The organism is Methylosinus sp. is20ea (assembly GCF_059718135.1).
On record NZ_AP046088.1, the window covers coordinates 1,835,581 to 1,861,734 of the forward strand.

At 65.0% G+C, this 26,154-nt stretch carries 23 protein-coding genes and 1 tRNA gene; 11 read left to right on the top strand and 13 right to left on the bottom strand.

The genetic code is table 11. The features are described from left to right. Window positions 1–12 precede the first annotated feature (12 nt). The 4 genes from AC6IY7_RS08365 to AC6IY7_RS08380 all read left to right on the top strand — a co-directional run bounded on the left by AC6IY7_RS08365 (window position 13) and on the right by AC6IY7_RS08380 (window position 3,789). Window positions 13–240 (top strand): hypothetical protein, encoded by a 228-nt coding sequence (locus tag AC6IY7_RS08365; RefSeq protein ID WP_497782593.1) that lies wholly within the window; start codon window positions 13–15, stop codon window positions 238–240. Between the two features lie 3 nt (window positions 241–243). Continuing rightward, window positions 244–1,263 carry a radical SAM family protein gene (locus AC6IY7_RS08370; RefSeq protein WP_497782594.1) on the top strand — a complete coding sequence of 340 codons (1,020 nt, stop codon included), beginning with the start codon at window positions 244–246 and terminating at the stop codon, window positions 1,261–1,263. Window positions 1,264–1,510: 247 nt separating this feature from the next. Then, complete coding sequence (locus AC6IY7_RS08375) at window positions 1,511–1,708, top strand: hypothetical protein (protein WP_497782893.1); 198 nt, start codon at window positions 1,511–1,513, stop codon at window positions 1,706–1,708. Window positions 1,709–1,722: 14 nt separating this feature from the next. Further along, on the top strand, window positions 1,723–3,789 hold the full coding sequence (locus AC6IY7_RS08380) for an efflux RND transporter permease subunit (protein ID WP_497782810.1): 2,067 nt from the start codon (window positions 1,723–1,725) through the stop codon (window positions 3,787–3,789). Window positions 3,790–3,924: 135 nt separating this feature from the next. Here AC6IY7_RS08380 and AC6IY7_RS08385 read toward each other — a convergent pair whose 3' ends face one another. Both AC6IY7_RS08385 and AC6IY7_RS08390 read right to left on the bottom strand, forming a co-directional pair. After that, window positions 3,925–5,217, bottom strand: coding sequence for an ATP-binding protein (locus AC6IY7_RS08385; RefSeq protein WP_497782595.1), 1,293 nt, complete (start codon window positions 5,215–5,217; stop codon window positions 3,925–3,927). Next, window positions 5,214–5,879 (bottom strand): response regulator transcription factor, encoded by a 666-nt coding sequence (locus tag AC6IY7_RS08390; RefSeq protein WP_497782596.1) that lies wholly within the window; start codon window positions 5,877–5,879, stop codon window positions 5,214–5,216. Before AC6IY7_RS08390 ends, AC6IY7_RS08385 begins: the two co-directional genes overlap by 4 nt. Before the next feature lie 364 nt (window positions 5,880–6,243). Between AC6IY7_RS08390 and AC6IY7_RS08395 the strand changes: the two genes are divergently transcribed. Next, a complete protein-coding gene (locus AC6IY7_RS08395; RefSeq protein WP_497782811.1) occupies window positions 6,244–8,541 on the top strand; it encodes a TonB-dependent receptor in 2,298 nt (765 codons plus the stop codon). A gap of 364 nt (window positions 8,542–8,905) precedes the next feature. Here the strand turns inward: AC6IY7_RS08395 and AC6IY7_RS08400 are convergent, their stop codons facing one another. Both AC6IY7_RS08400 and AC6IY7_RS08405 read right to left on the bottom strand, forming a co-directional pair. Beyond that, window positions 8,906–9,145: a serine hydrolase gene (locus tag AC6IY7_RS08400; RefSeq protein ID WP_497782597.1), complete on the bottom strand. Its 240-nt coding sequence runs from the start codon at window positions 9,143–9,145 to the stop codon at window positions 8,906–8,908. Continuing rightward, window positions 9,087–10,272 (bottom strand): IS3 family transposase gene (locus AC6IY7_RS08405; protein WP_497781456.1). Its coding sequence is split into 2 segments (ribosomal slippage): window positions 9,087–10,011 and window positions 10,010–10,272, totalling 1,188 coding nucleotides; the frame shifts between segments, so codons are not numbered across the junction. Before AC6IY7_RS08405 ends, AC6IY7_RS08400 begins: the two co-directional genes overlap by 59 nt. Before the next feature lie 74 nt (window positions 10,273–10,346). Between AC6IY7_RS08405 and AC6IY7_RS08410 the strand changes: the two genes are divergently transcribed. Then, window positions 10,347–11,777, top strand: coding sequence for a recombinase family protein (locus AC6IY7_RS08410; RefSeq protein WP_497782598.1), 1,431 nt, complete (start codon window positions 10,347–10,349; stop codon window positions 11,775–11,777). Here AC6IY7_RS08410 and AC6IY7_RS08415 read toward each other — a convergent pair. Next, window positions 11,772–11,848: transfer RNA gene (locus tag AC6IY7_RS08415), tRNA-Met, on the bottom strand. The two genes, AC6IY7_RS08410 and AC6IY7_RS08415, sit on opposite strands and share 6 nt — an antisense overlap. 404 nt (window positions 11,849–12,252) lie before the next feature. Between AC6IY7_RS08415 and yidD the strand changes: the two genes are divergently transcribed. Then, the gene (gene yidD, locus AC6IY7_RS08420) at window positions 12,253–12,603 is read left to right on the top strand and encodes a membrane protein insertion efficiency factor YidD (protein WP_497782599.1); all 351 of its coding nucleotides are present in this window, start codon (window positions 12,253–12,255) and stop codon (window positions 12,601–12,603) included. On the opposite strand, the gene AC6IY7_RS08425 is transcribed toward yidD, so the two are convergent. Both AC6IY7_RS08425 and AC6IY7_RS08430 read right to left on the bottom strand, forming a co-directional pair. Beyond that, window positions 12,567–13,403, bottom strand: coding sequence for a hypothetical protein (locus AC6IY7_RS08425; protein WP_497782600.1), 837 nt, complete (start codon window positions 13,401–13,403; stop codon window positions 12,567–12,569). The two genes, yidD and AC6IY7_RS08425, sit on opposite strands and share 37 nt — an antisense overlap. Window positions 13,404–13,508: 105 nt before the next feature. Then, window positions 13,509–13,880 (bottom strand): hypothetical protein, encoded by a 372-nt coding sequence (locus AC6IY7_RS08430; protein ID WP_497782601.1) that lies wholly within the window; start codon window positions 13,878–13,880, stop codon window positions 13,509–13,511. A gap of 140 nt (window positions 13,881–14,020) precedes the next feature. Here AC6IY7_RS08430 and AC6IY7_RS08435 point away from each other — a divergent pair, with 140 nt between their 5' ends. From AC6IY7_RS08435 to AC6IY7_RS08445, 3 genes are all read left to right on the top strand, one after another. Beyond that, window positions 14,021–14,392 (top strand): helix-turn-helix domain-containing protein, encoded by a 372-nt coding sequence (locus AC6IY7_RS08435; RefSeq protein WP_497782602.1) that lies wholly within the window; start codon window positions 14,021–14,023, stop codon window positions 14,390–14,392. Next, entirely contained in the window at window positions 14,389–15,240 is an 852-nt protein-coding gene (locus AC6IY7_RS08440) for a DUF6456 domain-containing protein (RefSeq protein ID WP_497782603.1), read from the top strand. The genes AC6IY7_RS08435 and AC6IY7_RS08440 overlap by 4 nt, the downstream gene beginning before the upstream one ends. A 362-nt stretch (window positions 15,241–15,602) precedes the next feature. Continuing rightward, window positions 15,603–17,384, top strand: coding sequence for an ABC transporter ATP-binding protein (locus AC6IY7_RS08445; protein WP_497782604.1), 1,782 nt, complete (start codon window positions 15,603–15,605; stop codon window positions 17,382–17,384). A 62-nt stretch (window positions 17,385–17,446) separates the two neighbouring features. On the opposite strand, the gene AC6IY7_RS08450 is transcribed toward AC6IY7_RS08445, so the two are convergent. The 6 genes from AC6IY7_RS08450 to AC6IY7_RS08475 form a co-directional block, all read right to left on the bottom strand. Beyond that, window positions 17,447–17,845: a cytochrome c-type biogenesis protein gene (locus tag AC6IY7_RS08450; protein WP_497782605.1), complete on the bottom strand. Its 399-nt coding sequence runs from the start codon at window positions 17,843–17,845 to the stop codon at window positions 17,447–17,449. A gap of 260 nt (window positions 17,846–18,105) precedes the next feature. Further along, entirely contained in the window at window positions 18,106–20,067 is a 1,962-nt protein-coding gene (locus AC6IY7_RS08455; protein ID WP_497782606.1) for a heme lyase CcmF/NrfE family subunit, read from the bottom strand. 118 nt (window positions 20,068–20,185) lie between these two features. Further along, window positions 20,186–20,638, bottom strand: coding sequence for a cytochrome c maturation protein CcmE (gene ccmE, locus AC6IY7_RS08460; protein WP_497782607.1), 453 nt, complete (start codon window positions 20,636–20,638; stop codon window positions 20,186–20,188). A 4-nt stretch (window positions 20,639–20,642) separates the two neighbouring features. Further along, a complete protein-coding gene (gene ccmI / locus AC6IY7_RS08465; protein ID WP_497782608.1) occupies window positions 20,643–21,749 on the bottom strand; it encodes a c-type cytochrome biogenesis protein CcmI in 1,107 nt (368 codons plus the stop codon). A 99-nt stretch (window positions 21,750–21,848) separates the two neighbouring features. After that, on the bottom strand, window positions 21,849–23,297 hold the full coding sequence (locus AC6IY7_RS08470) for a cryptochrome/photolyase family protein (protein WP_497782609.1): 1,449 nt from the start codon (window positions 23,295–23,297) through the stop codon (window positions 21,849–21,851). Between the two features lie 4 nt (window positions 23,298–23,301). Continuing rightward, window positions 23,302–24,777 carry an amino acid permease gene (locus tag AC6IY7_RS08475; protein WP_497782610.1) on the bottom strand — a complete coding sequence of 492 codons (1,476 nt, stop codon included), beginning with the start codon at window positions 24,775–24,777 and terminating at the stop codon, window positions 23,302–23,304. A 308-nt stretch (window positions 24,778–25,085) separates the two neighbouring features. Here AC6IY7_RS08475 and AC6IY7_RS08480 point away from each other — a divergent pair, with 308 nt between their 5' ends. Beyond that, window positions 25,086–26,066, top strand: coding sequence for an LLM class flavin-dependent oxidoreductase (locus AC6IY7_RS08480; RefSeq protein ID WP_497782611.1), 981 nt, complete (start codon window positions 25,086–25,088; stop codon window positions 26,064–26,066). Window positions 26,067–26,154 lie beyond the last annotated feature (88 nt).

The window sequence follows — 26,154 nt, forward strand, 5'->3', positions numbered from 1 at the left end:
GGGGGAACGCGCATGGAAGGATTGGTCGAGGAGCCGAGCATGTTGCAATGGATGTCGGAAGTCATCTATCCGGAGCGGACCGGGCGGCGATTTCGTATGAAGCTGCGGCAGGCCTATGCGGATGTCTATGGCTTTCGCCTCACTGATGATGCGATCGACGAAGCCCTGGCTTTCGAAGAGAACGCGGGCGCGGCGGATCACGCGCGCTTCCTCGCCTCGAATGACGCGGAGCGACGCTGAGCCATGCCGAGAGAAATCATCGTCACCGGCCTCCATCTTCACGCCAACGCCGCGCCATGCTTCCATCATTGCCGCTATTGCCAGCTCAAGACCTATAAGCTGCGATCGGCGCCGGTCGAACGCTTTGTTGCTCTGGTCGAACGCTTCATCGAATGGCGCAATCACGGACACGAAGGTTTCGAGATCGCGCCCTGGTACGGGAACAGCCATGATTATTCATTGGCGACGGCGAAAGCTCTTCGCGAGCTGGAGAAGAAGCTCGGCTGGAAAAACCACGTCGTTCTGCTCGGCGGCGTCGCTCATCGACCGCGACGAGAGATGAAGCAATGGCTGCTGGAGCGGCGCGATCTCGGGATCGCCACAGTGGTCGCGACCTTCAGCGGCCACGGCGCTCGTCACGATCATTGGAACAATATGGCTGGCAATTACCAATTCCAGCTCGATGCTCTGCATTTGGCGACGGAGGTCGGCCTGAAGCTGCAACAGCGGATATTGCTGATACGCGACAGTGTTCCGAGCTTGGACGAACTGCTGGACGATCTGGACCGCATTCCAGCGGCGTCCCGCGAGCGCTGGGCTATTCCGCTTTTCTATTCCGGCGTGGCGCGTGGTCTCGAGGAGCAGCGTCTCACCGAGGAGGAGATCGATTCGCTTCCCGCGCGCCTGAAAGACTGTCTTCGTGACGACAGGCCCAATTGGCGATCGGAAAAAAAGTGGATCGAACTTGTCCGCCAGTCGCCCAATGACGAAGCGGAAGCCATGGCCATCGGCCTCTCGCTCGACGAGCAGAGTCTCGACTGGGCGGAGGCCCGTTCCTGCGATCAAATCATCACGGAGCTCGAAGCTCGCTGGCGTGCGGCCCATCTCGCCGCGCCGTCTCGCCAGGAGCTATGCGAGGGTTATGGCGATATCGTCAATGATAGGCTGTATTTCAACGTGCAGCAGATGGAAAAAGCTTGGTTCGATCGTTACAAGAAGGACAACATCTGTCGGTTCGATATCGGCGCCACCAAATTTTCGTGAGTTCGGCGGGTCCATTGCCGCGTATTCGCCGGGCGGAGGCGGCGATGCGAGGCTGAGAGCATCTGGAACTTGCAACGTCGATCGCGCCTCGCGGATGAGCGTGTGATGGAATGGGTCGTGACGGCCCGATGAGCTCGTCGAGACGACTTGGTGGCGCTCGTGGGAAAGTGCTTGTAGCGAAGATTTCCGCGGAGACCAACGGGGCATAGCCTGCGGATATTCGCGCAGCGCCGGGTCGAGAAGCGCGGTGGCCACTGGATCGACGGCCGGCGCCGGCGCCGCTTCGGGCGAGCTCGAAGGTCGGCTATGCGGGCGCGAAGGCGGAATCGGTCTCGACGACCACATGGGGCCGCGCGCCGGTCCGCTTGGCCATTTCGACACATTCGGCTTCGGCCACGACATCGTTCTCGGGACGAATGGCTATCGGAAGCGCTCGATCGCCTGACCCATACGCTGGCGATTGGCTGCGCTTTGGTGGCGATGGTCCTGGTCGCCTTTCTGTTCGAATGGCGCGCCGCGCTCATCAGCATATCCGCCATCCCCTTGTCTCTGCTGGCGGCGGCCGCGGTGCTTCATCTGCGCGGCGGCGCGCTCGACACGATGGTCCTGGCCGGGCTCGCCATCGCGGTGGGGGAGGTCGTGGACGACGCCGTCATCGACGTCGAGAATGTGCTGCGCAGGCTGCGGCAGAATGAGCTGGCGGAGCGGCCCTTGTCGCCCTTCCGGGTGGTGCTCCAGGCCTCCCTCGAAGTGCGCAGCGCCGTCGTGTTCGCCAGCCTGATCATCGCCCTGGTGTTCGTGCCGGTATTCTTCCTCGACGGCCTCGCCGGCGCATTCTTCCGGCCGCTCGCCTGGTCCTATCTTCTGGCGATCCTCGCCTCTCTGGCGGTAGCTCTGACCGTCACCCCCGCCCTATGCCTGACGCTCCTGCCCGGCGCGCCGCGGCGGGAGGGCGACGCCCCACTCACCCGATTCCTGAAGCGGCGCTACCGCGCCATGCTGCCCTGGATCATCGACCGTCCCACCGTGGCGGTGAGGACGCTTCTGATCGCTTTCGCGCTCGCCGGGCTCGCGCTGCTTCGGCTCGACCAGGCCTTCCTGCCGGACTTCAAGGAGACTGATTTTCTGATGCACTGGGTGGAGAAGCCCGGAACCTCGCTCGAGGCCATGCGGCGGATTACCGAGCGCGTCAGCCGGGAGCTGCGGGCCATTCCCGGCGTTCAGAGCTTTGGCGCCCATATCGGCCGCGCGCAAGCCGCCGATGAGGTCGTCGGGCCGAACTTCACGGAACTCTGGATCAGCGTCGACGCGAAAGCGGACTATGACGCGACTGTCGCGCGCATCAAGACGGTGGTCGACGGCTATCCCGGCCTCTATCGCGACCTGCTGACCTATCTTCGGGAACGTCTCAAGGAAGTGCTCACGGGGGCCAGCGGCGCCATCGTGGTGAGGCTCTTCGGACCCGATCTGCCGGCGCTCCGGGAGAAGGGCGACGAGATCGCTCGCGATCTGGCCGGTATGCGCGGCGTCGCCAATCTGAAGGTGGAGCCGCAGTCCCTGACGCCCCAGGCGCAGATACGGATCCGGCCCGATGCGGCGGCTCTGTTCGGCCTGACGGCGGGGCAGATCCGGCGGGCGGCGGCGACCCTGACGCAGGGAGCCAAGGTCGGCGAGATCTATCGGGACCAGAAGATCGTCGAAGTGACCGTCTGGGGCGACGAGCGCGTGCGTCACGACCTCGCAGCGCTGCGCGAGGCAGTGATCGACACGCCGTCGGGAGCGCGCGCGCCGCTGAGCGACGTCGCGGATTTCGAGATCGCCCCCGCGCCCAGCGAGATCAAGCGCGAGAACGCCTCTCGTCGACTCGATGTGACGCTCGACGTGGCCGCAGGCGCCGACCTCGGCGCCGTCGCGCGGGAGGTGGAGGCTCGGGTCCGGGCGCTGCGCTTCCCGCCGGGCCACCATGCCGAAGTCATCGGCGAATATGCGGCGCGCCAGGCCGCACGCGATCGGCTGGCGTGGCTCGTCGCCGGCTCGCTGCTCGGCGTCTTGCTGCTGCTCTATGTGGATTTCCGTTCGCTTCGGCTGGTGGCGCTCACCGCGCTCACGCTGCCCTTCGCTCTGATCGGCGGCGTCGCCGGGGCCTGGCTCGGCGGCGGCGTTCTGTCGCTCGGGTCGCTGGTCGGCTTCGTGACCGTGCTGGGGATCGCCGCCCGCAACGGCATTCTGTTGCTGAGCCATTATCGGCGTCTCGAATCGCGGCAGAACATGCCGTTTGGACCCGCGCTCGCGATGCGCGGCGCCGAGGAGCGGCTGGCCCCCATACTGATGACGGCGAGCTGCGCCGCTCTGGCCTTGTTGCCACTGGTCTTCCAGGGCCTGGTCCCGGGTCAAGAGATCGAATATCCGATGGCCGTGGTGATCCTCGGCGGCCTGTTCACCTCGACAATCCTCAATCTCTTCCTGGTTCCGGCGCTGTATGCGCGCTACGCCAGACCGAAAGTCGAGGATGTCCCATCTCCATGACATCGGGAGCATATTCTCTCTGTGGTCGAGCACAACCTGCTCCGATCGACGACGGGCGCTGTCGTTCGACATGCAATCGCGTCGCGGCGGCGCATCGAGAGGCATCTGCGGCTTTCAGGCCCATAAGCCATGAACCTACGAAAACTCGATCACTGCGATCACGCCGACAGCATCTCGACGATTTCGAATGGAGAGACCAAATCGATTTCGATCTGCAATCGCTTTCGCAATCGCAAGCCCCAAACCGGCGCCTTCGACATCCGGCGGCGCGGCGCGGAAGAATCTGTCGAACACGAACGGCAGTGCGCTCTCCGGAATTCCGCAGCCGCTATCGATAATCTCGATTACAGCGTGCTGTGCGCTCCGCTCGGCCGTGATGGTGACTGACCCGCCTCGAGGAGTATAACAGATGGCGTTCTCGATCAGAATTCTCAGAAGGAGCTCCAGATCGGCTCTATCTCCTTTGATTTTGATATCCTCATCCAAATTCACCGCCATCGTTAAATTGTTGGCTTCCAGGATCGGGAAACAATCGCCGACAACGGCACGTACGATGTCGCCGACACTCATCAATTGTTGCTCGCTCGTGGAAGGAGATTCCGCCCTGGCCATTCGAAGAAGTTGACCGACGAGCCTGGTTCCACGCCCGATCCCGTCTCGTAGGTCAGCCACGAGGTCCGCGAAGGGACTAGCCAGATTATGCCCGAACAGGTTGTCCACCTGAAGCTGAAGCGTGGCGAGAGGAGTTCTGAGCTGGTGAGCTGCGTCCGCGATAAAACGACGCTGCGCTTCGATAGCGTGTTGTTGTCGGGTGATCAGAGAGTTCATCGCGCCGATCAGTGGAGCAATTTCGGTTGGAACGCCATCTGGACTGAGGACGTCTCTCGCTTCGATGCTTCTCTTTTCGAGTTCCGCCGAAAGACCGCCCAGGCCCTCCAGAACCTGATTGACCGACCAGCCGATCAGAAGCCATGCTAAAGGGATAGCGAGCACAAAAGGCAATGTCGCGCCAATCGCCGCACGAGTGGCGATTTCGTCCCGTGCGCTCCATCGTTGGGAGATCTGCACGACGAGTTCGTCGTCGCTCGCTTTGTAGGTCCGCCACGCTTCATTGTCGGCCATCACATCGAAGTAGCCTTCGCTCGGCTGACGCGGAATACCGTTGTCCGGCCCGGACGCATAAATCAGCGTCCCTGAGCGTTCCCATATCTGAACGACGAGCCTGTCCTCCAGTTCGTGATCATGTCTGCGCCTCACTTCTTCTTTTAGTCCCTGGCCGGCATTCATGGCGACCTCGGCCAGCTGAACGTCCAAAAACTTGTTCGCCTCGCCCTTGGCCAGAACATAGGAGGTCGACGCCGTGGCGAGACTGACGATCGTGAGAAGCAACGTCATCCTGACGATCAGGGTTCGACGAACAGAGCTCATGGGCCGTCCTTCGTCACCATCCATCCTGCGCCGTAGACATTTCGTATGACGTCTTTGCCGAATTTCTTACGAAGGCCATGGATGAGCACGTCGACGGCGTTGCTCTGAACTTCTTCTCCCCATCCGTAGATTCGCTCCTCGATCTGACTGCGCGACAAAATGGCGCCCGGCCGTGTCATCAACGCATACAGAAGTGAGTATTCACGCGCTGAAAGAACGTTCTTGACGCCGCGAAACGTCGCAACGCGCATGGACGGATCGAGAATGATCTCATTGCTCACCAGCAAGGAATGCGCTTGCCCATTCACGCGGCGGAGAACGGCTCTGATTCTCGCCAGCAACGCGCACAACGAAAAGGGCTTGACGATATAATCATCCGCTCCGAGATCGAGGCCGTCGACCATGCTCTCCACTCCGTCGCGGGCGGTGATGATCAATATGGGCACGGATCCACCGGCTTTACGCGCGGCCCTGAGAACATCGAATCCCGAAATGTCCGGCAGTCCGATGTCGAGCAGCACGATCGTGTGTTCGGCCTGTTCGACCGCAGCATATCCATCACGCCCGTTTCGTACCCAATCGACAGTCATGGCGTTATCGCGCAGCCCTCGGACCAACGCCTTTCCAAACATTTCATCATCTTCGATCAAGAGCGCGCGCATGTCGCCGTCTTTGTTCTCTCGAGAATGCCGAATCCGCTTGGAGCCGTAACTCTCGCATTCCGTCGATCTATGAGTAGCAAGCCGAAACAATCTTCCGAGCTCGATAAGTCGGCGCTGGTTCGCTGACCGGATGCGCGGCGCGAACTGCTGTGTGCGCCGCCGGATGGGAATGTTATATCAGCCCGTGCCGGCAAGCATTTAGAATGATTGTAACTTGATCCTAACTGTGTCCTAATTTTCCTACCGCCATCTGCACCGTAGCGTTCCGTAACAAAAAGCGCGCGAAGCCGCCGTGTTCAATGCACGGAACAAAATGGGGTGCAGGATGTCTTCAACGCAAATGGCCCAGAGCAATAGCCGACGAATGCGGTCAGCGCTTCTGATTTCCTCGAGTGCGATCCTCTGCCTGTCGACATCGGATGGCCTCGGTTCGGCTGCTGCGCAAGAGAGTCGACATGGCTCGACCGCCTTGCCGCCAGTCACCGTTGCTCCGCCGGTCACGGTAGGCAGGCCGGCCAAGCACGTGAGCCGAGCCCAGCGCGTCGCATCGCCACGGCTAGCGACTTCTTCTCGGTCGCCGCGCGTCTCGGAGCCAGCACGAGTCTCGGAACCAGCTCGACTGCCGCCCGTCGTGAACAATCAGGATGCGCGCTCGGGCCAGCAGGGCTACGTCACACAAAGCGTGTCGACCGCGACAAAGACAATCACGCCCCTCATCGACGTTCCCCAATCGGTGTCAGTGATCACGAAGCAATTCATCAAGGATCAAGCTTTCACATCGATCGGGGAAGCGGCTCGCTACGTCCCGGGGCTCGTTCCGCATCAGGGCGAGTCCCATCGGGACGACCTCATTATCAGAGGGCAGCGAAGCAACGCCGATTTTTATGTGAACGGCATACGCGACGACGTGCAATATTTCCGTGATTTCTACAATCTTCAACGATTGGAGGTCCTCAAAGGGCCTAATGCGATGATTTTCGGACGCGGTGGCGGCGGCGGCGTCGTCAATCGCGCTCTGAAGGAAGCAGATGGCGTCACCGTCAGGGAAGTGACAGTCGGCGGAAATTCTTTTCCCGGTTTCAGGACATCGGTCGATGTCGGACAGGCCGTGAATGAAAATGTAGCCGTGAGATTCAACGCGTTCTATGAGAATACCGAAAGCTACCGCGACTTCGTGCGTCTGGAACGCTATGCCTTCAACCCGACAGTCACCTTCGCGCCGACGGATAGCACGACGATCAAGTTGAGCTACGAGTACCTTCACGACTGGAGAGTGACCGACCGAGGCATCCCGGCTCAACAGCGACCTGGGGGGATGCTTCCGCAGTATCCCTATCTGACTTCGAAATCGACCTATTTTGGTAATCCGGATCTCAACTATGCGGTGGCCGACGTTCATATGGCCACAGGCGTCGTCGAGCACGATTTCGGCGGCGGTCTATCGATCAAGAATTCGTTGCAGTGCGCGAGCTACGACAAGTTTTATCAGAACATCTATCCTGGCGGCGCCGTGAATGTGGCCGGAACGTCAGTGAACCTGACCGCCTATAATAATGAGACGGATCGCCAAAACATCTTCAATCAAACGGATCTGACCTACAAGTTCGAGACCGGCCCAGCGCGGCATACCATGGTTTTGGGCGGCGAAGTCGGCCATCAAAATGGTTTGAGCTATCGGCAGGATGGCTACTTCAATTACAATCCGGCGCAGACGACGCTCGCGGTATATCCGCTCGGCCCCGTGAGCTACACGCCTGTGACATTCCGCAATATCGCATCTGGCGCCAATAATACGTATGGGCTCGACCTCGGGGCCGTCTACCTGCAAGATCAGGTGGAGCTCACCCCGTTTCTCCAATTGATCGGCGGCGTCCGATTTGATCATTTCGATCTGCAATCCCGTGATCGGCGCACGGGGGTCATGCAGGCGAGAGTGGACGATCTCGTCTCGCCGCGCGGGGGAATCGTCGTGAAGCCAGTAGAGAACCTATCGATTTACGGAAGCTATAGCGTGTCCTACCTGCCCAGCGCGGGCGACCAGTTCAGCACGCTGACCCCGGGTCTCGTGGTCGCCGCGCCCGAGAAATTTGAAAATAAGGAAGTCGGCCTGAAGTGGGACATACTGCCGAAGCTGCAGTTCACGACGGCGTTCTACGATCTGGACCGCACGAACCAGCGTTTGCCCGACCCCAACAATGCGGGATTTTTCATTCTCAGCGGCGCGACGAAAACGCGGGGGGTCGAGGTCGGCCTTACCGGATACGTCACCGACGATTGGCAGATCTCGGGCGGCTATGCGCACACCGAGGCCAAGATCAAGAGCAATACGTCGGCGTCGATTGTCGCGGGTAACCGCGTGGGGCTCGTCCCTTACAACACATTCTCGCTGTGGAACCGCTACCAGTTCACCCCAATGTGGGGGGCTGGCGTCGGAGTGATCCACTATACTGATTATTTTGCGTCGTCTGACGACATGGTGAACATTCCAGGGTTCGCGCGGGTCGACGCCGCAGTCTACTTCAAGCTGAACGAGCAGTGGAGGGCGCAGCTCAACGTCGAAAACCTGCTCGATCACCGTTATATCGCCACTGCGGACGGCAACAATAATATTACACCCGGAGCTCCGCGAACCTTCCGTTTTTCCGTGACAGCAAACTTCTGATCCCGGTCGGGCGGTTGTCAAACGCCGCCCGATCCATTCTCGTTGGCTTTGCGGCGCGCAGAATTTCGAATCGATTCAGCGCCAGACGCCGATCGGGTAGATCGCTATGTAAACGGCAAACGCGGAGCGATCGTCGGGGAATCGCGCCGCTCTGACGGTAGAGGCCCGCCCGCGTCGAGCGGTTGCCGCTGCAGGCTCTTCACCCGACGGCGCCCGACAGCCCCCCCCCCCCGAGATAACGCTCTCGACTCCGACACGGCGCGGCAGGACCTCGGCTCCGACTTCATCGGGGAATCTCACATCGCCGCGACGTCGAGCGGTTGGAACGAAAACTCCGCATGCTAGCGCGGAGTCGCGATTAATTTCAGCCGAGTGAGGGCAACGCCGTTCTAAGCGCCGCATCTCGTGGATCGAACGGCAAGGACACGCCCATGCGATTGGTGACATAGGCGTATCCAATTCCGGCTCGCGGATCGGCGAAACCAAAGGAGCCGCCGGCTCCGGGGTGTCCGAAGGAGCCCTGCTGGTGACGTGCCCCCGAAGTTTCATCCAGCGGCGAGTTGAGTCCCGGCGGTAGATACGCCCGCGGGCGTAGGGTGAGCAACAGGCGATCGGCGGAGCTGGTCCGGGTTGCGCAGCCGATCGCCTGTTGCGGTGAGCGCGGCCGCATAGTCCGCCGGCGTCGCATAGCCGAGGGAAGAGTGCGGGCGCCGGTGGTTATAATCGTGAATCCAAGAGCGGATCTTCTCTCTCGCGTGGTCGAGCCCGAAGAACAGCGTCTCGTTGAGCAGCTCGTCCCGCATGCGGCCGTTGAAGCTCTCACAGAAGCCGTTCTGCATCGGCTTGCCCGGCATGATGAAATGCCACTCCACCTTGTTCTCCTCCGACCAGGACAGGACGGCGTTCGAGGTGAACTCCGTCCCATTGTCGGAAACGATCATGCCGGGTTTGCCGCGCCTTTCGATCAGCGCGGACAGCTCACGCGCCACCCGCTTGCCGGAGATCGACGTGTCCGGGATCGCCGCCAGGCATTCGCGCGTCACATCGTCGACGATGTTGAGGATGCGGAATCGTCGGCCGCTGGCGAACTGGTCGTGCACGAAGTCGAGAGACCATCGGGCATTCGGCTTCGCCTCGACGAGAATCGGCGCCCGTGTTCCCACGGCGCGGCGGCGCGCGCGGCGCTTCCTCACCGTCAGCCCTTCCTCGCGGTAGAGCCGATAGATGCGGTTCTTGCCCGAACGCTCGCCCTGCTGCCGGAGCAAGACGAACAGTCGCCGGTAGCCGAAGCGCCGACGCGCGTTGGCGAGATCGCGCAGCTCGGCTCGAAGCTCGGCGTCGGCCGGGCGCGTCGACGTGTAGCGCGCCGTCTTGCGATCGATGGCGACAATCCGGCAGGCCCGACGTTCCGACAGGCCCATGACGGCCCGAAGGTGCGCGACGGCTTCGCGCTCGAGCCGGGCCCTACCATTTTTTTGACAAGAGCTCCCGAAGCGCCGCCGCGTCGAGCATCTGATCGGCCAAGAGTTTCTTCAGACGGGCATTTTCCTCCTCCAGCGCCTTCAGCCGCTTGGCCTCGGAAACGTCCATCCCGCCGAATTTGGCCTTCCAATTGTAGAGCGTCGTCTCCGAAACCGCGTATTTGCGAGCGAGGTCCGCCGCCTTCGCGCCGGCTTCCTGCTCCCGCAAAATCCCGATGATCTGCTCTTCCGTGAACCGTTTCTTCTTCATCGTGTCCGTCCTGCAATCGGTCGGACTCTAATCGATGCTGGTGGGATTTTTCAGGGGCACGTCACGGCGCTTCGATGTATGGCCGCGATGGATTGATGCGTCTTCTCGATACGGCCCGCGACGGCGCGTTCGATGTCATACTGATCGAAGCGCTGGATCGTATTTCGCGAGACCAGGAAGATCTTGCAGGAATTTGGAAACGGCTCAATTTCCTGGGAGTCGAGCTGCGCGCGGTTCATGAAGGAGTCGCGGATCAGATTCAGATCGGCGTGCGCGGACTTCTCGGGTCGCTCTTTCTGACAGACTTGGCTCATAAGGTTCGACGCGGAATGCAGGGCGTCGTGAGAGACGGGCGCCACGCCGGCGGTCGAGCCTACGGCTATCGGCCTGTGGCCGGCAAGCCGGGCGAATTGGAGATCATCGAATCCGAAGCCGCGGTCATTCGTGGTATTTTCCAGGATTATGTGCGCGGTAAGACGCCGCGGGAAATCGCTCACGCGCTGAACAAGGAAGGCACGAAACCGCCTCGCGGGGTCAATTGGACGCCGTCGACGATCAACGGGAACAAGAAGCGACATCACGGCATCATCCTCAACGAGCTCTATGCCGGCGTCGTCGTGTGGAACCGCGTCCGAATGATCAAGGATCCGGATACGGGTCGACGCGTTTCACGCTCGAATCCGCCGGACGAATGGAAGCGGTCGGATGCGCCGCACTTGGCGATCATCGCCAAGGACGTGTTCGAGGCGGCGCAGCAGCGAAAGGCCGAGCGGACCTTCGAGGCGCCTCAAAAGCAGCGAAAGGCGAAGTTTCTGCTATCCGGTCTTCTGAAGTGCGGGTTCTGTGGCGGCGGCCTATCGATGAAGGATCGCGATCATGGTTGGGTCCGGGTCCATTGTTCGACGATGCGAGAGGCCGGAACCTGCACGAACCGAAAGATTTTCTATCTCGACGAAATCGAGAAGGCCGTTCTTGCCGGTCTTCAACAGCATCTCAAGGCGCCGAAGCTCTTGAAGGAGTTCGTGCGCACCTACCAGGAAGAGCGGGAGCGGCTGGCGGCGGACAAAGTCCGGCAGCGCGGCAAGTTGGAGAGCAGACTGGCCGAGGTTCAGCGCTCTCTCGACAGGATGTGGTCGGACTATGAGACCGAGCGCGTGCCGGTCGATGTCCTCGGGCCCAGGATGAAGGAGGCCCAGGCGCAAAAGCTGTCGCTGATCGCCGAGCTCGAGACCCAGCCGGAGCCGGAAAAGATCGTCGGCCTGCACCCGGCCGCGCTACGGCATTACGAGGAGCTGGTCGGGCAGCTGGGCGACGTTTTCGGCCGTGGCGTGACCCCGGACAACGAGGAGGCGGCAGAAAAAATCCGCGAACTGGTGGCGAAGGTGATCGTCAGGCCGTCCGAAGAGGGGCTCAAGATAGAGCTTCAGGGTCGCCTAGCTTTGCTGATGGCGCGCCCAACGTCTACCCCAACATGCGGATCGCGGCGTCGGGGGGATCGGTGGTAGCGGAGGAGGGACTCGAACCCCCGACACAAGGATTATGATTCCTCTGCTCTAGCCGACTGAGCTACTCCGCCACGACGACACGTCTGGTCGCGCGTCGGCGGATATAGTCAACCCCGATCAGAAGTGTCAAGCCGCCGTCTCGGGATTCCTGGGCCTCTCGGACAATCCCGAGCAATGGCGCGATTCGTGAGGAATTTCGTGGCCGTGTCGGGAGCGACATGGGACCCGAGACCGAGACTGGGATGTCCTCGCCCGCCGACGACCGACGAGCGCTAGCTCGACCTCGACCGCCCGCCTCGCGGCTCTTCGAGACGAAAAATCCCTCCCATGACGCCCCTCGGCGCGGATGGAAATCGCTCGCTCGCCGCTCCGCCCGCGGTCCCGCGGAAACGAGCCGCCGCTGTTGACAGAACCTCCTTTCGACGCTCAGCCTGTGTGGACCGATCGTCGAAAGCGAGATGAGAAGCCGAAGGCTATGCTCCCGTCCATCCCCGCCCGCGCCGCCCGCGCGCTCATCCTCCTCTATCGCCTCAGCCTTTCGGCGCTGATCGGCCGCGATTGCCGCTATTTGCCGAGCTGCTCCGAATATGCCGATGAGGCGATCCGTCGTCATGGCCTCTGGGCCGGCGGCTGGATGGGATTCGCGCGCCTGTGCCGCTGCCGGCCGGGCGGCGGCGACGGATATGATCCGGTTCCGCAAACGACGCCGGTGGCGGCCCATCCGCGCGCGCCCTGGCGATATGGCGCGTGGCGGCGGCCGCTCGTCTGCGAGCCCGTCGAGCGCGATGATCAGGACCGCGCCATCAGCTCCACGGCGAGGCCGTAGATGCGCAGGCGGATCGGCTCGGGCAGCGCGCGCAGCGCCTCGAGATAGGTCTGGCCCAGCGTGCAGGTCTTCTTGTCGTCGAAGGGCGGATCGGGCGTCTTGCCGTCGAGAAGCGAGGCGATCTCCGGCTTGCGCAGGCCGCGCGAGGCCAGCGCCTTCTCCAATGCGCGAAAATCCTCCTCGCTCGGCGCCGAGCGCTCGAGCTGTCGGGCCTGGCCGCTGGCGATCGCCTCGAGGCCGACCACCGCCATCTCCGCGACCAGAGCGCGCCGCCGCGCCGCGAAACTGTGAAAATCCTGATCGACGCCGCCATAGAGAAACGCCGCGCAGAGCTTCTTGTTCTCGGCCGAGATGGCGCGCAGCACATCGAGCTGCAGATCGAAGACGCGGGCCAGGACGACGGGCTCCGCTTTGGCCGCCAGCACGCCGCGCGCCTGACGCAGCCGGCGCACCGACTCGGCGAGGTAGAAGTCGACGCTCGTCGCCTCCATGCCGCCGGCCGGGCGCTCCTCCGCGAAAGCGTCGATGGCGGCGGCGTAATCGGCCGGAAACGCCTGACGCAGGCGCTGAAAGAACGCCCGATATTCTTCCGTCGCCGCGATCGCCTGCTCGATGCGGGCGCGCGCCGACGTCTGCGGATCCGCGGGCTCGGGCGCCGTCGCCGCTTCGATGCGCGGCGCCTCATGCGCAGACTCGGTGGTCTTCCTGCCCGGCCCGAGCGCCATCATCACCAGTCCGAGGCCCAGACAAATCGCGACAATCGCGCCGGTCGCCAGAGCGAGCAGCCTTTCCAAAAACATGGTCGGTCTCTCGATATGCCCGCCGGACGAGGAATGGAGCCTTCGAACGCATCTACGAATGGAACGGCTTTTTTAGCGCAATCCCGCCGGCCGACAAAGGCCGCTTCACTCGCGCAGGCGGGCGTCCTCCACACGCCCGCGCCGCGCCGCGCGGGCGAGACGCGCCGCGCGCTCCTGCTCGGCGCGATGGGCCACGAGAAGGGCGATGTGGCGCGAGAGATCATAGGTCCAATGGCCGGCGCGGGCGCGCTCGGCCCGCAGGGCGCGCTCGAGCTCCTTCAGCACGGCGGCGGCGGCCTCTGCCGTCTCGGCGGCGATGGCGCCGAGCGACAGGCGATGAAACGAGCGCAGGAACTCCTCGCGGCGATAGGCGCTCGCCTTCTGGCGTAGCGCGATCTGCAAGCTGTCTCGCGCGGCGGAACGCAAATGGGCGGGGGCTGTGAGACGGTCGCGATCGGATGATGTCTGGCTCGGCATGGCGGGTCCTCCAGAGCCCGAGCATCGGCGAGGAGGGAGAGCCGAGGATAAGTTTTTTATCCGTTGTATAGGATTAAATTCATGTTAGCCTCGGCGAGGGTCTCGGCTGCGAGACGCGATGCACGTAGAGGCGAGAGAGGATGCGCCGACCGCCAACCGCCCCCTTGCGCTCTTTCGCGCTCTGCGCCGCCGCCGCCGCGGCGGCCTGCGGCGTCGACCCCGGCGAGCTGCGCGCGCCGCGCCGCGGCCGCGCCCCTGTCGCCGATGCGCGGCATCTCGCCCTCTATCTCGATCATGTCGCTTTCGGCGCGAGCCTCTCGGCCTGCGGCCGCGCCATCGCGCGGGACCGGGCCAGCGTTCGCCACGCCTGCGCGCGCATGGAGGATCGCCGTGACGACGGCGATTTCGATCGCGCCGTCGCCGCGCTGGAACATGCGCTCGGCGCGCAGAAGCGGCTGCTCGAAGCCCTCGCTCTATCCTTCACCCAGCATCCGACCGGAGACGATTCATGAGCATGAGCCAGCGGCAAAGGGACGAGAATAATGCGCGCGCGCTTCGACGCCTGCTGGAGGCGATGAGCGAGCCGGGCGCCGAGGCCATGCCGGACCCGCTCGGCGCGCGCGCGATCGTCGTCGCCGCGCCGCGCAAGGGCGTCACTGTCGCGCGCGCCCGCATTTCGGAGACCATCGCCGATGCGGCGGCCGCGCAGGGGCTGGCGCGATGGGAGGGCGCCGGCGAGGCGCGCCGTCTGCGCCTGACCGATGAGGGCCGCGCTCATCTGAGGCGTCTCGCCGCGCCCGCGCAGGTCGATCCGTTTCGCGCCCAGCATAGCGTCCTCGCGCCGCGCGTCATGGACGAAGGCGCGAGCCCGACGCTGGTCAATGAAGGGGAGAGTCCGCTCGCCTGGCTCGCCCGGCGCAAGAATCGCGATGGTCGCCCTTTCCTCGCGCCGGAGCAGATCGAAGCCGGCGAGCGCTTTCGTCGCGATGTGACGCAGGCCGCTATTCTCCAGCGCGTCACCGCCGATTGGGAGGCCGCGCTCGGCTCCGCGCGTGGCGGCGGCGCCGGCGCCAATATCGCCGATGTGGCGATCGACGCGCGCCGGCGCCTCGCCCGCGCCTTCGACGCCGTGGGTCCGGAGCTCGGCGGATTGCTCACCGACGTCTGCGGCTATCTGAAGGGTCTCGAGCTCGTCGAGAGCGAGCGCGGCTGGCCGCAGCGCTCCGCCAAAGTGGTGCTCAAAATCGCGCTGGAGCGCCTCGCTCTGCACTATGGGCTGGCGAGCGAGGCGCAGGGGCCCGCGCGCGCGGGCCATCTGCTGCATTGGGGAACAGAGGATTATCGTCCTAATTTGTCCTAGGACCAGCTCCGGCGGCGCGGTTGACAGAGCCGCGCTTTCGGCGCATGAATCGCGATATATTGCATTGCAATATGTCGCATCGCACAGGCGATGCGGTCGTCACTCTATCGGGGAGTCGCTATGATGACATTCATCATGTCTCGTCGTTCCCCGGGCCGCGCCTAGAGAGTTCAGGCAGTGAGCCCGGTTCTACACTTCCGGGCTGTTCTCTCGCGCGCGTCTTACGGCCGATCCTGTCGGCCCTGACGGTTTTCTCACGAAAGACTTTCCGGAACGAGCCGCGACGGGGCCGCCAGCCCGCGTCGCATTCCGTCCATTCACGCAATTGAGGGATCGGGACGTTTCCGCGTCCCGTGCGATCCATGTCCGCCTATTTGACCACGCTGCGCTTCGCGCTCCGCTATTGGCTACTCTCGCCGCGACTACTCGCGGCGATGCTCGTCGCCCGCCTCGTCTCCAATGTCGTCGACGTCTTCGTTCCGGTGGCCTCCGGCCATCTCGCCGATGTCGTCGCCGGCGAGAGCCGCGAGCTCGCTCCCGCGCTCGCCGCGCTCGCCGTGTTTCTCGGCACGGTGCTGCTGTTTCATTGCCTGCGCAATTTCGTCGCCTTCTCCGTGTGCCATGTCGCGGCGCATGCGATGGCGGCGCTGGTGCGCGACGCTTTTGCGCGCGTGCAGCGCTTCTCCGCCGATTGGCACGCCAACGCCTTCGCCGGCGCGACGGTGCGCAAGATCACCCGCGGCGTCTGGGCTTTCGACTCGCTGAGCGACACGCTCATCTTCGGCATGTTGCCGGCGGCCACGGTCATCGTCGCGATCACCTGCCTCTTGTCCTGGCGCTGGCCGCTGCTCGGCCTCGTCGTGGCGATCGGCATAGCGCTGTTTCTGGCGCTGGGAGTCGGCCTGTCGCTCGGCTGGATCAGTCCCGCCGCGCAGATCTCGCAGGCGCTCGACTCCACGATGAGCGCGCGGCTCGCCGATTCGATCACCGGCAATCAGATCGTCAAAGGCTTCGCCGCCGAAGCGCGCGAGGACGAGAGCTTCGGCGCGCTCGTCGCCGAATGGCGCAGACGCACGCTCGTCTCCTGGTATCGCGGCTCCACGGTCGGGCTGCTGCAGGCGATCGTGATGATCGCCATGCAGGCGACGCTGCTCGGCTGCGGGCTGATGCTGTGGTCGCAGGGCGGCATGACGACGGGCGATGTGGTGAGCCTCATCGGCATACAGGGGCTCATCAACGGCTATTTGCGCGACATTGGCGAGCATGTGCGCAATCTGCAGCGCGCCGTCAACGAGATGGAGGATGTCGTCGAATTCGCCGCGCAGGAGCCCGATGTCGTAGACGCGCCGGACGCGACGCCGCTCGTCGTGTCGCGCGGCGAGATCGTCTTCGAGAATGTGACCTTCGGCTATCCGAACGCGCGCAAGCCGCTCTATCAGAATTTCTCTCTGACGATCCCGCCCGGCGAGCGCGTCGGCCTCGTCGGCGCCTCGGGCGCCGGCAAGACGACCTTCGTCAAGCTTTTGCAGCGCCAGTTCGATCTCGATGCGGGCCGCATTCTCATCGACGGGCGCGACATCGCCACGGCGACGCAGGCCTCGCTGCGCCAGGCGATCGGCATTGTCGCGCAGGAGCCGATCCTGTTCCACCGACCGCTCGGCGAGAATATCGCCTATGGCCGGCCCGGGGCGGCGAGCTACGAGATCGCGGAAGCCGCGCGCCTCGCCCATGCCGATATCTTCATCGAGGGCCTGCCCGACGCCTATGGGACTTTGGTGGGCGAGCGCGGCGTGAAGCTCTCGGGCGGCGAGCGCCAGCGTGTGGCGATCGCGCGGGCGATCCTCGCGGCGACGCCGATATTGGTGCTGGACGAGGCGACCTCCTCGCTCGATTCCGTGTCCGAATTTCATATTCGGGCGGCGATCGAGCAATTATCGGCGGGACGCACGACGATCGTCGTCGCGCATCGTCTGTCGACGGTGCGGCGGCTCGACCGCATATTGGTGTTCGACCATGGCCGCATCGTCGAGGACGGCGCGCATGACGAGTTGCTGCGCCTGCCCGGCGGCGTCTATCGGCGGCTGTTCGAGACGCAGGTCGGCGCGGGCGACACGCTGGAAGAGGCGATCGAGCGGGCGGGGTGAGAGCCCCGCCCCTTCGGGCAGCATATGCTTTCGATAACTGATCGCGGCGTTCGACGAAGGGCTTACGGCTCTTTGCGCTCTGTGGAGACGCCGAGCGCCTGCAATTGCGCGCGCTCTTCCTGCGTCAGGCCGGCGGCGTCGCTGCGCCGCCGTCCGCGCCGCACGGCGGCGTAGATCGCCCAGACGCCGCCGAGCAGCGCCAGTCCGGGCGCGGCCCAGAGCAGCAGCGTCTCCGGCTTGACGGGCGGGCGCAGCAGCACGAAATCGCCATAGCGCGCGACGACATAGTCGCGCACCTGCGCGTCGCTGGCGCCGTCTTTCAGCCTCTCGCGCACGATGACGCGCAAATCCTTGGCGAGCGGCGCGTCGGAATCGTCGATCGATTGATTTTGGCAAACGAGACAGCGCAATTCGCTGGCGATGGCGCGCGCGCGCGCTTCGAGCTTGGGGTCGGCGAGCATTTCGGAGGGCTCGACGGCGAAGGCGGGAGATAGCAGCGCGACGCCGAGCGCGAGCGAAAAAAGAAAGGGCGCGCCCCTCTCCCGCCTGCGGGAGAGGGTGGCTCGACGAAGTCGAGTCGGGTGAGGGCCTGCGGGACCCTCATCCGACCCCGCCATTAGCCCGGCGCTCGCGACGGGCGTCCTTTCGGACGCCCTATGGCGGGACCACCTTCTCCCGTGCGCGGGAGAAGGGAGAGCCGAAAGTTTCCGCAACATCGCCATCATTCCGCCGCCTGCGGTTGCGCGGCCGTGCGGACGCGGGAGGCGACGCCGATGCGCAGACGCCGATCCGCCAGCGAGAGCCCGCCGCCGAGCGCCATCACCACGGCGCCGAGCCAGATCAACAGCACCAGCGGCTTGTAATAGATCCGCGCATCCAGCGTTCCGTCCTCATGCTGCTCGCCGAGCGCCGCATAGACCTGTCCGAAGCCGAGCGTGACAATGCCCGCTTCCGTGCGCGCCATGCGCCGCGCCTGATAGAAGCGCTTCGCCGGCTCCAGGCGCGCGATCGTCTCCGAGCCCTTGCGCAGCGCCATCACCGCATAGGTCTCCGCGTAATTGGGGCCGGCGCGCGAGGCGATGTCCTCGATCGCGATCTGGTAAGGCCCGACCTCATAGGCGACGCCGGGCTTCATGGCGACGATCTGCTCGACGCCCCAGCCCGTCGCGGCGAGGCCGAGCAGGGTGAGCCCCATGCCGGCATGGGCGACGGCGGTTCCCCAGGCCGAAAGCGGCAGGCCGCGCAAACGCGCGAGCGCATTGCCGAGCGTCGCGCGCTGCGCGATATCGGTAAAGGCGCCGACGATGAGATAGACGGCGAGACCGGCCGAGACCACCGAGAGGACGGGCGCGCCATAGAGCGCGCCGAAAGCCGCCAGCGCGACGACGCCGGCCGCGAAAGCCGCGCGCAGGCGCTGCAGCGCCGCTTTCAGATCGCCGCGCTTCCAGGCGAGCATTTGTCCGATCGGCATCAGCAGAATGAGCGGCAAAGCGATCGGGATCATCACCGTATCGAAGAAAGGCGCGCCGACCGAGATTTTGTCGCCGGTCAGCGCCTCCAGCGCGAGCGGATAGAGCGTGCCGATGACGACGGTCGCGCAGGCAGTGGTCAGCAGCAGATTATTGACGACCAGCGCGCCCTCGCGCGAGATCGGCGCGAAGAGGCCGCCTGTCGGCAATGCGCTCGCGCGCAAGGCGAAGAGCGCCAGCGCGCCGCCGATGAAGAGCACGAGAATGGCGAGGATGAACACGCCGCGCTCGGGATCGCTGGCGAAGGCGTGAACCGACGTGAGCACGCCCGAGCGCACGAGGAAAGTGCCGAGCAGCGATAGCGAGAAGGCGAGAATGGACAGGAAGATCGTCCAGACCTTCAGCGCCTCGCGCTTCTCCATCACGGCGGCGCAATGCAGCAGCGCCGTGCCGGCGAGCCAGGGCATGAGCGAGGCGTTCTCGACCGGGTCCCAGAACCAGAAGCCGCCCCAGCCGAGCGTGTAATAGGCCCAGTAGGAGCCCATTGCGATGCCGAGCGTGAGGAAGATCCAGGCGGCGAGTGTCCAGGGTCGCACGAAGCGCGCCCAGGCCGCGTCTATGCGTCCGCCGATCAGCGCCGCGGCGGCGAAGGAGAAGACGATGGAGAAGCCGACATAGCCGAGATAGAGCAGCGGCGGATGAATGGCGAGGCCGGGGTCCTGAAGGATGGGATTGAGGTCGCGGCCCTGCCACGGCGGATCGGCGACGCGCGCGAAGGGATTCGACGTCAGCAGGATGAAGGCGAGAAAGGCCGCGCCGATCAGCCCCTGCACGGCCAGCGTGTCGGCGCGCAGCAAATCCGGCATGGCGCGCGAGAGCAGGGCGATGGCCGCGCCGCAGGCGGCGAGCACCAGCACCCACAGCAGCATGGAGCCTTCGTGATTGCCCCAGACGCCGGAGATTTTGTAGATCATCGGCTTCAGCGAATGCGAATTCTCGATCACATTGACGAGCGAGAAATCCGAGACGACATGCGCGTAAGTGAGCGCGCCATAGGCGAAGGCGACGAGAAGGAATTGCGCCACCGCCACGGGGCGGGCGACGCGCATCAGCGAAACATCGCGCAGACGCGCGCCGGCGAAGGGAAGAATCGCCTGCGCGAGCGCCAGGGCCAGAGCCAGGACGAGCGCGAAATGGCCGGTCTCGACGATCATTTCGCCTCCGCGCGATCGGTTCGCAGGTGAATGAGAGCGAACCTGAAGGCTCGCGATCCGCGGTCTCTGGACCGCGAGCCTTCAGGCCCGCATCGGCGGCGATCGCCCGGAAGCCGTATCATTTCTTGGCCTCTCCTCCCGCGCCCTGCCACACGCCTTGCTTCTTCAGCGCATCGGCGACCTCGCGCGGCATGTAGCGTTCATCGTGCTTGGCCAGCACGCTGTCGGCGCGGAAGCCGCCGTCGGCGCCGAGCGTTCCGTCGACGACGACGCCCTGACCCTCGCGGAAGAGATCGGGCAGCAGGCCCTTATAGCTCACGCGCAAATCGGCGGTTTTGTCGGTGACGGTGAAGGCGACATTGCGATCCTCGCTGCGCGCGACCGTGCCTTCTTTCACCAGGCCGCCGATGCGCAGCCGCGTTCCCGGCGAGACATGCTTTTGCGCGAGCTCGGCGGGCGAATAGAAAAACACGATATTGTCGCGCAGCGCGAACAGTACGAGGCCGACGGCCGCCGCCAGAACCGCGAGCGCGCCGGAGATGAGCGCGAGCCTCTTGCCCTTGCGAGTCATTCCGTCATCCTCCCACGCCCAATTCGCGCGCCAGAGCGTCGACGCGGGCGAGCCCGTCCTTGTCCTGCTCCAGCGCCTTGCGGGCGCCGCCCAGCGCGGTCTTCGCTTTTTCGGTCTCGGCCAGCACGCTATAGGCGCGGATGAGCCGCAGCCAGCCGTCGACATCCGCGCCATCCTGCTCGAGCTTGCCGCGCAGCCGCTCGACCATGGAGCGAATGGCGTCCAGCCGCTGGCCCTCGGGCATTGCGGCGATCTTCGCGCCTTCCTCGCTCGCCTGCGGCGCCTCGGCCGCCGGCGCGCCGCGCAATTGCGCGAGCAGCGCCTCGACGCGCGGACGCCAGGGGGCGTCGGCCGGCCCGTCGGCGAGCAACTCGGACCAGACATTCTCGGCCTTCTCGCGCTCGCCGTTCTGCGCCGCCTCGAGTCCGATATAGAAGCGGGCCATGGCGGATTTCGGGTCGAGCGCCAGCGCCGCCTCGAATGCCTGTATGGCTTCCGGCGTCACGCGGCCTTCGGAGGCGAGCACGCGCGCTTCGCCCAGCGCATTGTAGCGATGCGGCGTCGGCCCCAGCAGGCGCAGCGCCTTCTCATAGGCGGCGGCGGCCTCGGCGGCGCGGCCGTTGCGCAGATAGAAGGGCGCGATCACCTCATAGCCGCGCCCATCCTCCGGATGCTCGGCGAGATGCGCCTCTATGCGCGCCACTGCGCTCGCTATGTCGCTATGGCCGGGCTTGGCCTCGAGCCGCGCCTCGAGCGCGGCGTCCGGCAGGTTCGGATGGCCGAGCTTGCCATAGAGCAGCAGCGCGAAGGCGGGGATCAGCAGGATCGCGCCGGCCGCCGCGACCAGCGCATTGCGGCGGGAGGAAGAGGCCGCGCCGACGCCCATGCCGCGGGCGCGCAATAAGCGGCGGGCGGCCTCGGTCCGCGCGGTTTCGGCGTCGGCGGCGGCGAGGCGCCCCTCGGCGCTCTCGCGGTCGATCTCGGCGATCTGCTGCTCGAAAAAGGCGATGTCGGAGGCCGCGGCGTCGGCGGCGTCGCTTTTGCGCGCGAGCGGCCACAACACGCTCATCACTGCGGCGCCGGTCAGGAGAGCGAAGAGGAGCCAGATCATGGCCCGGCTGTTTAGAGGGAATCCGACCAAGAGGGAAGGGAGATAGAAATTCCCGGCTGCGCGAGAGGGCGCGTCGCTTCTTCTCTGAATGCGACGGTCCTAGAGCGGGGGGCGGACGCGGATCGTCGCGTAAGCCGCGAGCGCGCGCTGGCGCGCCGCCGCGTGATCGACGATCGGGCGCGGATAGGTCTCGCCGAGCACGACGCCCGCGTCGCGGAGCGCGCGTTCAGGCGCGGCCCAGGGCTTGTGAATATATTTGGCGTCGAGGCGCGCGAGCGCCGGGACGAAGCGGCGCACGAAGGCCCCCTCGGCGTCGAATTTCTCGCCCTGCAGCACAGGATTGAAAATGCGGAAATAAGGCGCGGCGTCGGCGCCGCAGCCGGCGACCCACTGCCAATTGCCGGAATTATTCGCGAGATCGGCGTCGACGAGCGTGTCCCAGAACCAGCGCTCGCCCTCCCGCCAGGGGAGCAGAAGATGCTTCACCAGAAAAGAGGCCGCGACCATGCGCAGGCGATTATGCATGAAGCCCGTGCGCCAGAGCTGCCGCATGGCGGCGTCGACCAGCGGATAGCCCGTCTCGCCCTTTTGCCAGGCGGCGAGAGCGCGCGCGTCGCTCGCCCAGGGAAAGCGCGCGAAGGCGGGATCGAGCGGCGCGTCCGGCATTTCGGGATTGGCGGCGAGCAAATGGTGGCAGAATTCCCGCCAGCCGAGCTCGCGTAGAAAGGCCCGGCGCCCCTCCTCGGGCGCGGCGGCGGCCGCGCGCCAGATTTGCAGTGGCGAAATCTCGCCCCAGTGGAGATATGGCGACAGGCGTGAGGCGCCGTCCTCGGCGGGAAAATCCCGCAGGCGGGCGTAGGCGTCGATCCCATCCGCCAGGAAATCGTCGAGCCGCCGCTGCGCCGCCGCTTCGCCCGGTCGCCAGCTCTCGCGCAGACCCGCGGCCCAATCGGGCCTCTTCGGCTGGAGGCGCCAATCCTCGAGCCGCTCGCTCGCCGGAGCGGAGCCGGCGCGCAGGCGTTTGGGCGCGGGCAGGCGTTTGGGCGCGGGCAGGGCCGGGGCAGGCTGCAGCCTTTCCGTGAGCGCGCGCCAGAAGGGCGTGAAGACGCGGAAGGGTCGCCCCTCGGCGTTGCGGACCGAACCCGGCTCGGCGAGTAATGCGCCGGCGCCGCTCTGCGCCGAGACGCCCCGTTCGCGCAGCGCCGTCTCGATCCGCGCGTCGCGCGCCATGGCCCAGGGCTCGTAGACGCGGCTCCAATAGACCGCGGAGGCGCCCGTTTCCTCGATGAGGCGCAGGAGTTCGGATGCGGCCTCCCCGCGCCGCAGCGTCAGCGGCGCGCCGAGGCGCTTCAGCTCGCCCGAGAGCGCGGCGAGGCTCTCGCGCAGCCACCAGCGCGAGGCGCCGCCGAGCCGCCAATCGCCGCCCTCGGCCGTATCGAGAATGAACAAGGGGATCAGCGGCGCGCCGGAGGCGACGGCCGCGCTCAGGGCGGGATTGTCGGCGAGCCGCAGATCGCGCCGAAACCAGAGTATGGCCGGCGCGATCACGCGATCACCTGCGGCGCGTGCGCAGGCTGCCGTAGAAATAATAGAGCGCCAGGCCGGCCGCCATCCAGACGAAAAGCCGGATCCAGGTCTCGATCGGCAGCGCCGCCATCAGCGCGAGACAGGAGAAAATGCCGCAGATCGGCACCCATGGAATGCCCGGCGCGCGGAACGGCCGATGCAGCTCGGGATTGTGGCGGCGCAGATAGAGAACCGCGCCGCAGACCAGCGCGAAGGCCGAGAGCGTGCCGATCGACACCATCTCGTCGAGGATCTCGATGGGGAAGAGGCCGGCGGTGATCGCCACCAGCACGCCGACGACCATCTGGCTGATCGCCGGCGTCTTCCAGACCGGGTGCAGCCGCGCGAAGACGGACGGCAGCATTCCGTCATGCGCCATGGAGTAGAAGACGCGCGTCTGGCCGAACAGCAGCGCCAGAATGACGGTGGTGAGGCCGGCCAGCGCGCCGAACTTGACCACCCAGGCCATCCAGCCGGCGCCGGTCGCGTCCATCGCCACGGCGATCGGGTCCGGCACATTCAGCGCCGTGTAGGAGACGACGCCCGTCGCCACGCCGGCGACGCCGATGAACAAAATCGTGCAGATGGCCAGCGAGGCGATAATGCCGATCGGCACATCGCGCTGCGGCAGCTTGGCCTCCTGCGCCGCCGTCGAGACGGCGTCGAAGCCGATATAGGAGAAGAACACGACAGAGGCGCCGCGCAGCACGCCGCTCCAGCCGAAATGGCCGAACTCGCCTGTGTTCTCGGGCACGAAGGGCGTCCAATGCGCGGTGTCGATATAGGAGACGCCGAAGACGATCACGATCAGCACGACGCCGAGCTTCACGAAAACGATGACATTATTGAACAGCGAGGATTCGCGCGTGCCGCGCGCGAGCAGAAACGAGAGCGCCAATATCACCAGCGCCGCCGGCACGTTGAAGAAGCCGTGGCCGGCCGCCGCGCCCGCATGGCTCGGATCGGCGAAATAGGCCGTCGTCCATTGTGGCGGCAGATCGAGCCCTATTCCATGCAGAACGCGGTTGAAATAGCCCGCCCAGCCGACCGCCACAGTGGCGGCGCCGAGGCCATATTCCAGCACCAGATCCCAGCCGATGATCCAGGCGAAAATCTCGCCGAGCGTGGCGTAGGTGTAGGTGTAGGCGCTGCCCGACACGGGGATGAGCGCCGCGAGTTCGGAATAGCAGAGCGCGACGAAGGCGCAGGCGAGTCCGGCGAGCGCGAAGGAGATGACGACGCCCGGCCCGGCGAATTTCGCCGCCACCGTGCCGGTGAGCACGAAAATGCCGGCGCCGATGATGCCGCCTATGCCGAGCGCGGTGAGCGAGACGGGCCCGAGTGCGCGCGCGAAATTGCCGCCTTCCCCGAGATGATTTTCGGCGAGAATTTCGTCTACGCTCTTGCGGGCGAAAAAATTGCGCGTCGGCGCGGATGCGCCGGTCGTCGTGTCTTGCACCACGAGGAGACCCCTTCTCAGCGAACGGCCTTCGCGCGAAAGCGCGCAGCCCCTGATCGGGGCGCGATTATGGTTGCGCCGCGAATAGGATACAAGAGGCGCGACCTCGAGCGGGCGTCATCGTGGGCGTCGTCCCGGCGTTGTCGCATTTCCGACGCGGACCTCGCGTCGAAAGCGCGGGCAAAACCGCCTCAAAGGCGGAATCCCGCCGTTCAGCGCAGAAAAATCGGGGTTCTCGCACGGGCGGCTCGGTTGTTGCACGTCTTCGCTCGATCTCCCCGGCGTCTGGCCGGGCCAGCTGGAGCGGCGCAATGAATCCGCGTTTTGGTTACCTGTGCCTGTTCGACAATCCGACCTCGGAGGCGGGTCGCGCATTGACGCGCCAGCTCATATTGGTGCGCGAAGCCGAGCGCATGCGCTTCGAAGACATCTGGTTCGCCGAACGTCATTTCGACGATCATTTTCCGCGCGGCGCCAACTCTGTCATGCTCGGCTATGCGGCCGGCGTCACCATGCGGGCGCGCATCGGCTCGGCGTCCTTTCTGCCGGCGCTGCGCGATCCGATCCAGCTCGCCGAAGATGTCGCCAGCATCGATTTGTTGACCAAGGGCCGGTTCAGCTTCGGCGTCGCCAGCGGCGCCGATTTTCCCAAGCAGACGGTCAATTTCGGCGTCGCCCCGGAAGACGCCAACGAGCGTGGCCTGGAGGCGCTGGAGCTCATCGAGCGCCTGCTGCTGGAGAGCGAGGTCACGCATAAGGGCAAATATTTCCAGGTCGAGAAGCTGACCCTCTCGCCACGGCCGGAGCAGAAAATTCCGACCTGGATCGCGACGACGGAAGAGAGCACGATCCGCCTCGCCGCACGCAAGGGCTATGGGCTCATGGCGTCGGCGACCTGCACGAATGACGAGCTGCATCGCATCCTCGGCATTTATCGCGATGAGGTTCCGGGCGCCGATCCGCGTCTGGTGCTGGCGCGATTTGGTTTTGCGACACAGGAACGCGACGAGGCCGTGGCGATCGCGACGCCCTATCTCGAGGACTATTGCGCCAAGGCCAACGCCAACAATGCAGAAAGCGGCGGCGCAGGCGAAACGCTCGATCCGCAGGCGCTTTTGTCCATGTCGCTGATCGGCAGCTTCAAGGAGGTCGCGGACCGGGTGAACAGCCTGAACGAGGAGTTCGGCGTGCATGGCATAGCGATGGCTCCCACCACCGCGCAATTCGACACGGTGAAGCGCTGCCTCGCGGCTTTCGTCGACGAGATAAGGCTGCGCCTGCCCGTGGATTGAGCAGGAGAGCCGCTCGTCCGAGCGGCTCTCTTTTCGTCTCACTGAGGACGACGAGCCGCTCGGACGAGCGGCTCTCCGGTCTGTCGTA

Excerpts from the sequence above, each read along its gene's own strand:
- AC6IY7_RS08435 (WP_497782602.1), top strand. The coding sequence starts at position 14,021 with ATGCGCCGACCGCCAACCGCCCCCTTGCGCTCTTTCGCGCTCTGCGCC.
- AC6IY7_RS08430 (WP_497782601.1), bottom strand. The coding sequence starts at position 13,880 with ATGCCGAGCCAGACATCATCCGATCGCGACCGTCTCACAGCCCCCGCC.
- AC6IY7_RS08445 (WP_497782604.1), top strand. The coding sequence starts at position 15,603 with ATGTCCGCCTATTTGACCACGCTGCGCTTCGCGCTCCGCTATTGGCTA.
- AC6IY7_RS08390 (WP_497782596.1), bottom strand. The coding sequence starts at position 5,879 with ATGCGCGCGCTCTTGATCGAAGATGATGAAATGTTTGGAAAGGCGTTG.
- ccmI (WP_497782608.1), bottom strand. The coding sequence starts at position 21,749 with ATGATCTGGCTCCTCTTCGCTCTCCTGACCGGCGCCGCAGTGATGAGC.
- AC6IY7_RS08365 (WP_497782593.1), top strand. The coding sequence starts at position 13 with ATGGAAGGATTGGTCGAGGAGCCGAGCATGTTGCAATGGATGTCGGAA.
- AC6IY7_RS08410 (WP_497782598.1), top strand. The coding sequence starts at position 10,347 with ATGTATGGCCGCGATGGATTGATGCGTCTTCTCGATACGGCCCGCGAC.
- AC6IY7_RS08385 (WP_497782595.1), bottom strand. The coding sequence starts at position 5,217 with ATGAGCTCTGTTCGTCGAACCCTGATCGTCAGGATGACGTTGCTTCTC.
- yidD (WP_497782599.1), top strand. The coding sequence starts at position 12,253 with ATGCTCCCGTCCATCCCCGCCCGCGCCGCCCGCGCGCTCATCCTCCTC.
- AC6IY7_RS08395 (WP_497782811.1), top strand. The coding sequence starts at position 6,244 with ATGCGGTCAGCGCTTCTGATTTCCTCGAGTGCGATCCTCTGCCTGTCG.
- AC6IY7_RS08440 (WP_497782603.1), top strand. The coding sequence starts at position 14,389 with ATGAGCATGAGCCAGCGGCAAAGGGACGAGAATAATGCGCGCGCGCTT.
- AC6IY7_RS08455 (WP_497782606.1), bottom strand. The coding sequence starts at position 20,067 with ATGATCGTCGAGACCGGCCATTTCGCGCTCGTCCTGGCTCTGGCCCTG.
- AC6IY7_RS08480 (WP_497782611.1), top strand. The coding sequence starts at position 25,086 with ATGAATCCGCGTTTTGGTTACCTGTGCCTGTTCGACAATCCGACCTCG.
- AC6IY7_RS08370 (WP_497782594.1), top strand. The coding sequence starts at position 244 with ATGCCGAGAGAAATCATCGTCACCGGCCTCCATCTTCACGCCAACGCC.
- ccmE (WP_497782607.1), bottom strand. The coding sequence starts at position 20,638 with ATGACTCGCAAGGGCAAGAGGCTCGCGCTCATCTCCGGCGCGCTCGCG.
- AC6IY7_RS08425 (WP_497782600.1), bottom strand. The coding sequence starts at position 13,403 with ATGTTTTTGGAAAGGCTGCTCGCTCTGGCGACCGGCGCGATTGTCGCG.
- AC6IY7_RS08450 (WP_497782605.1), bottom strand. The coding sequence starts at position 17,845 with ATGCTCGCCGACCCCAAGCTCGAAGCGCGCGCGCGCGCCATCGCCAGC.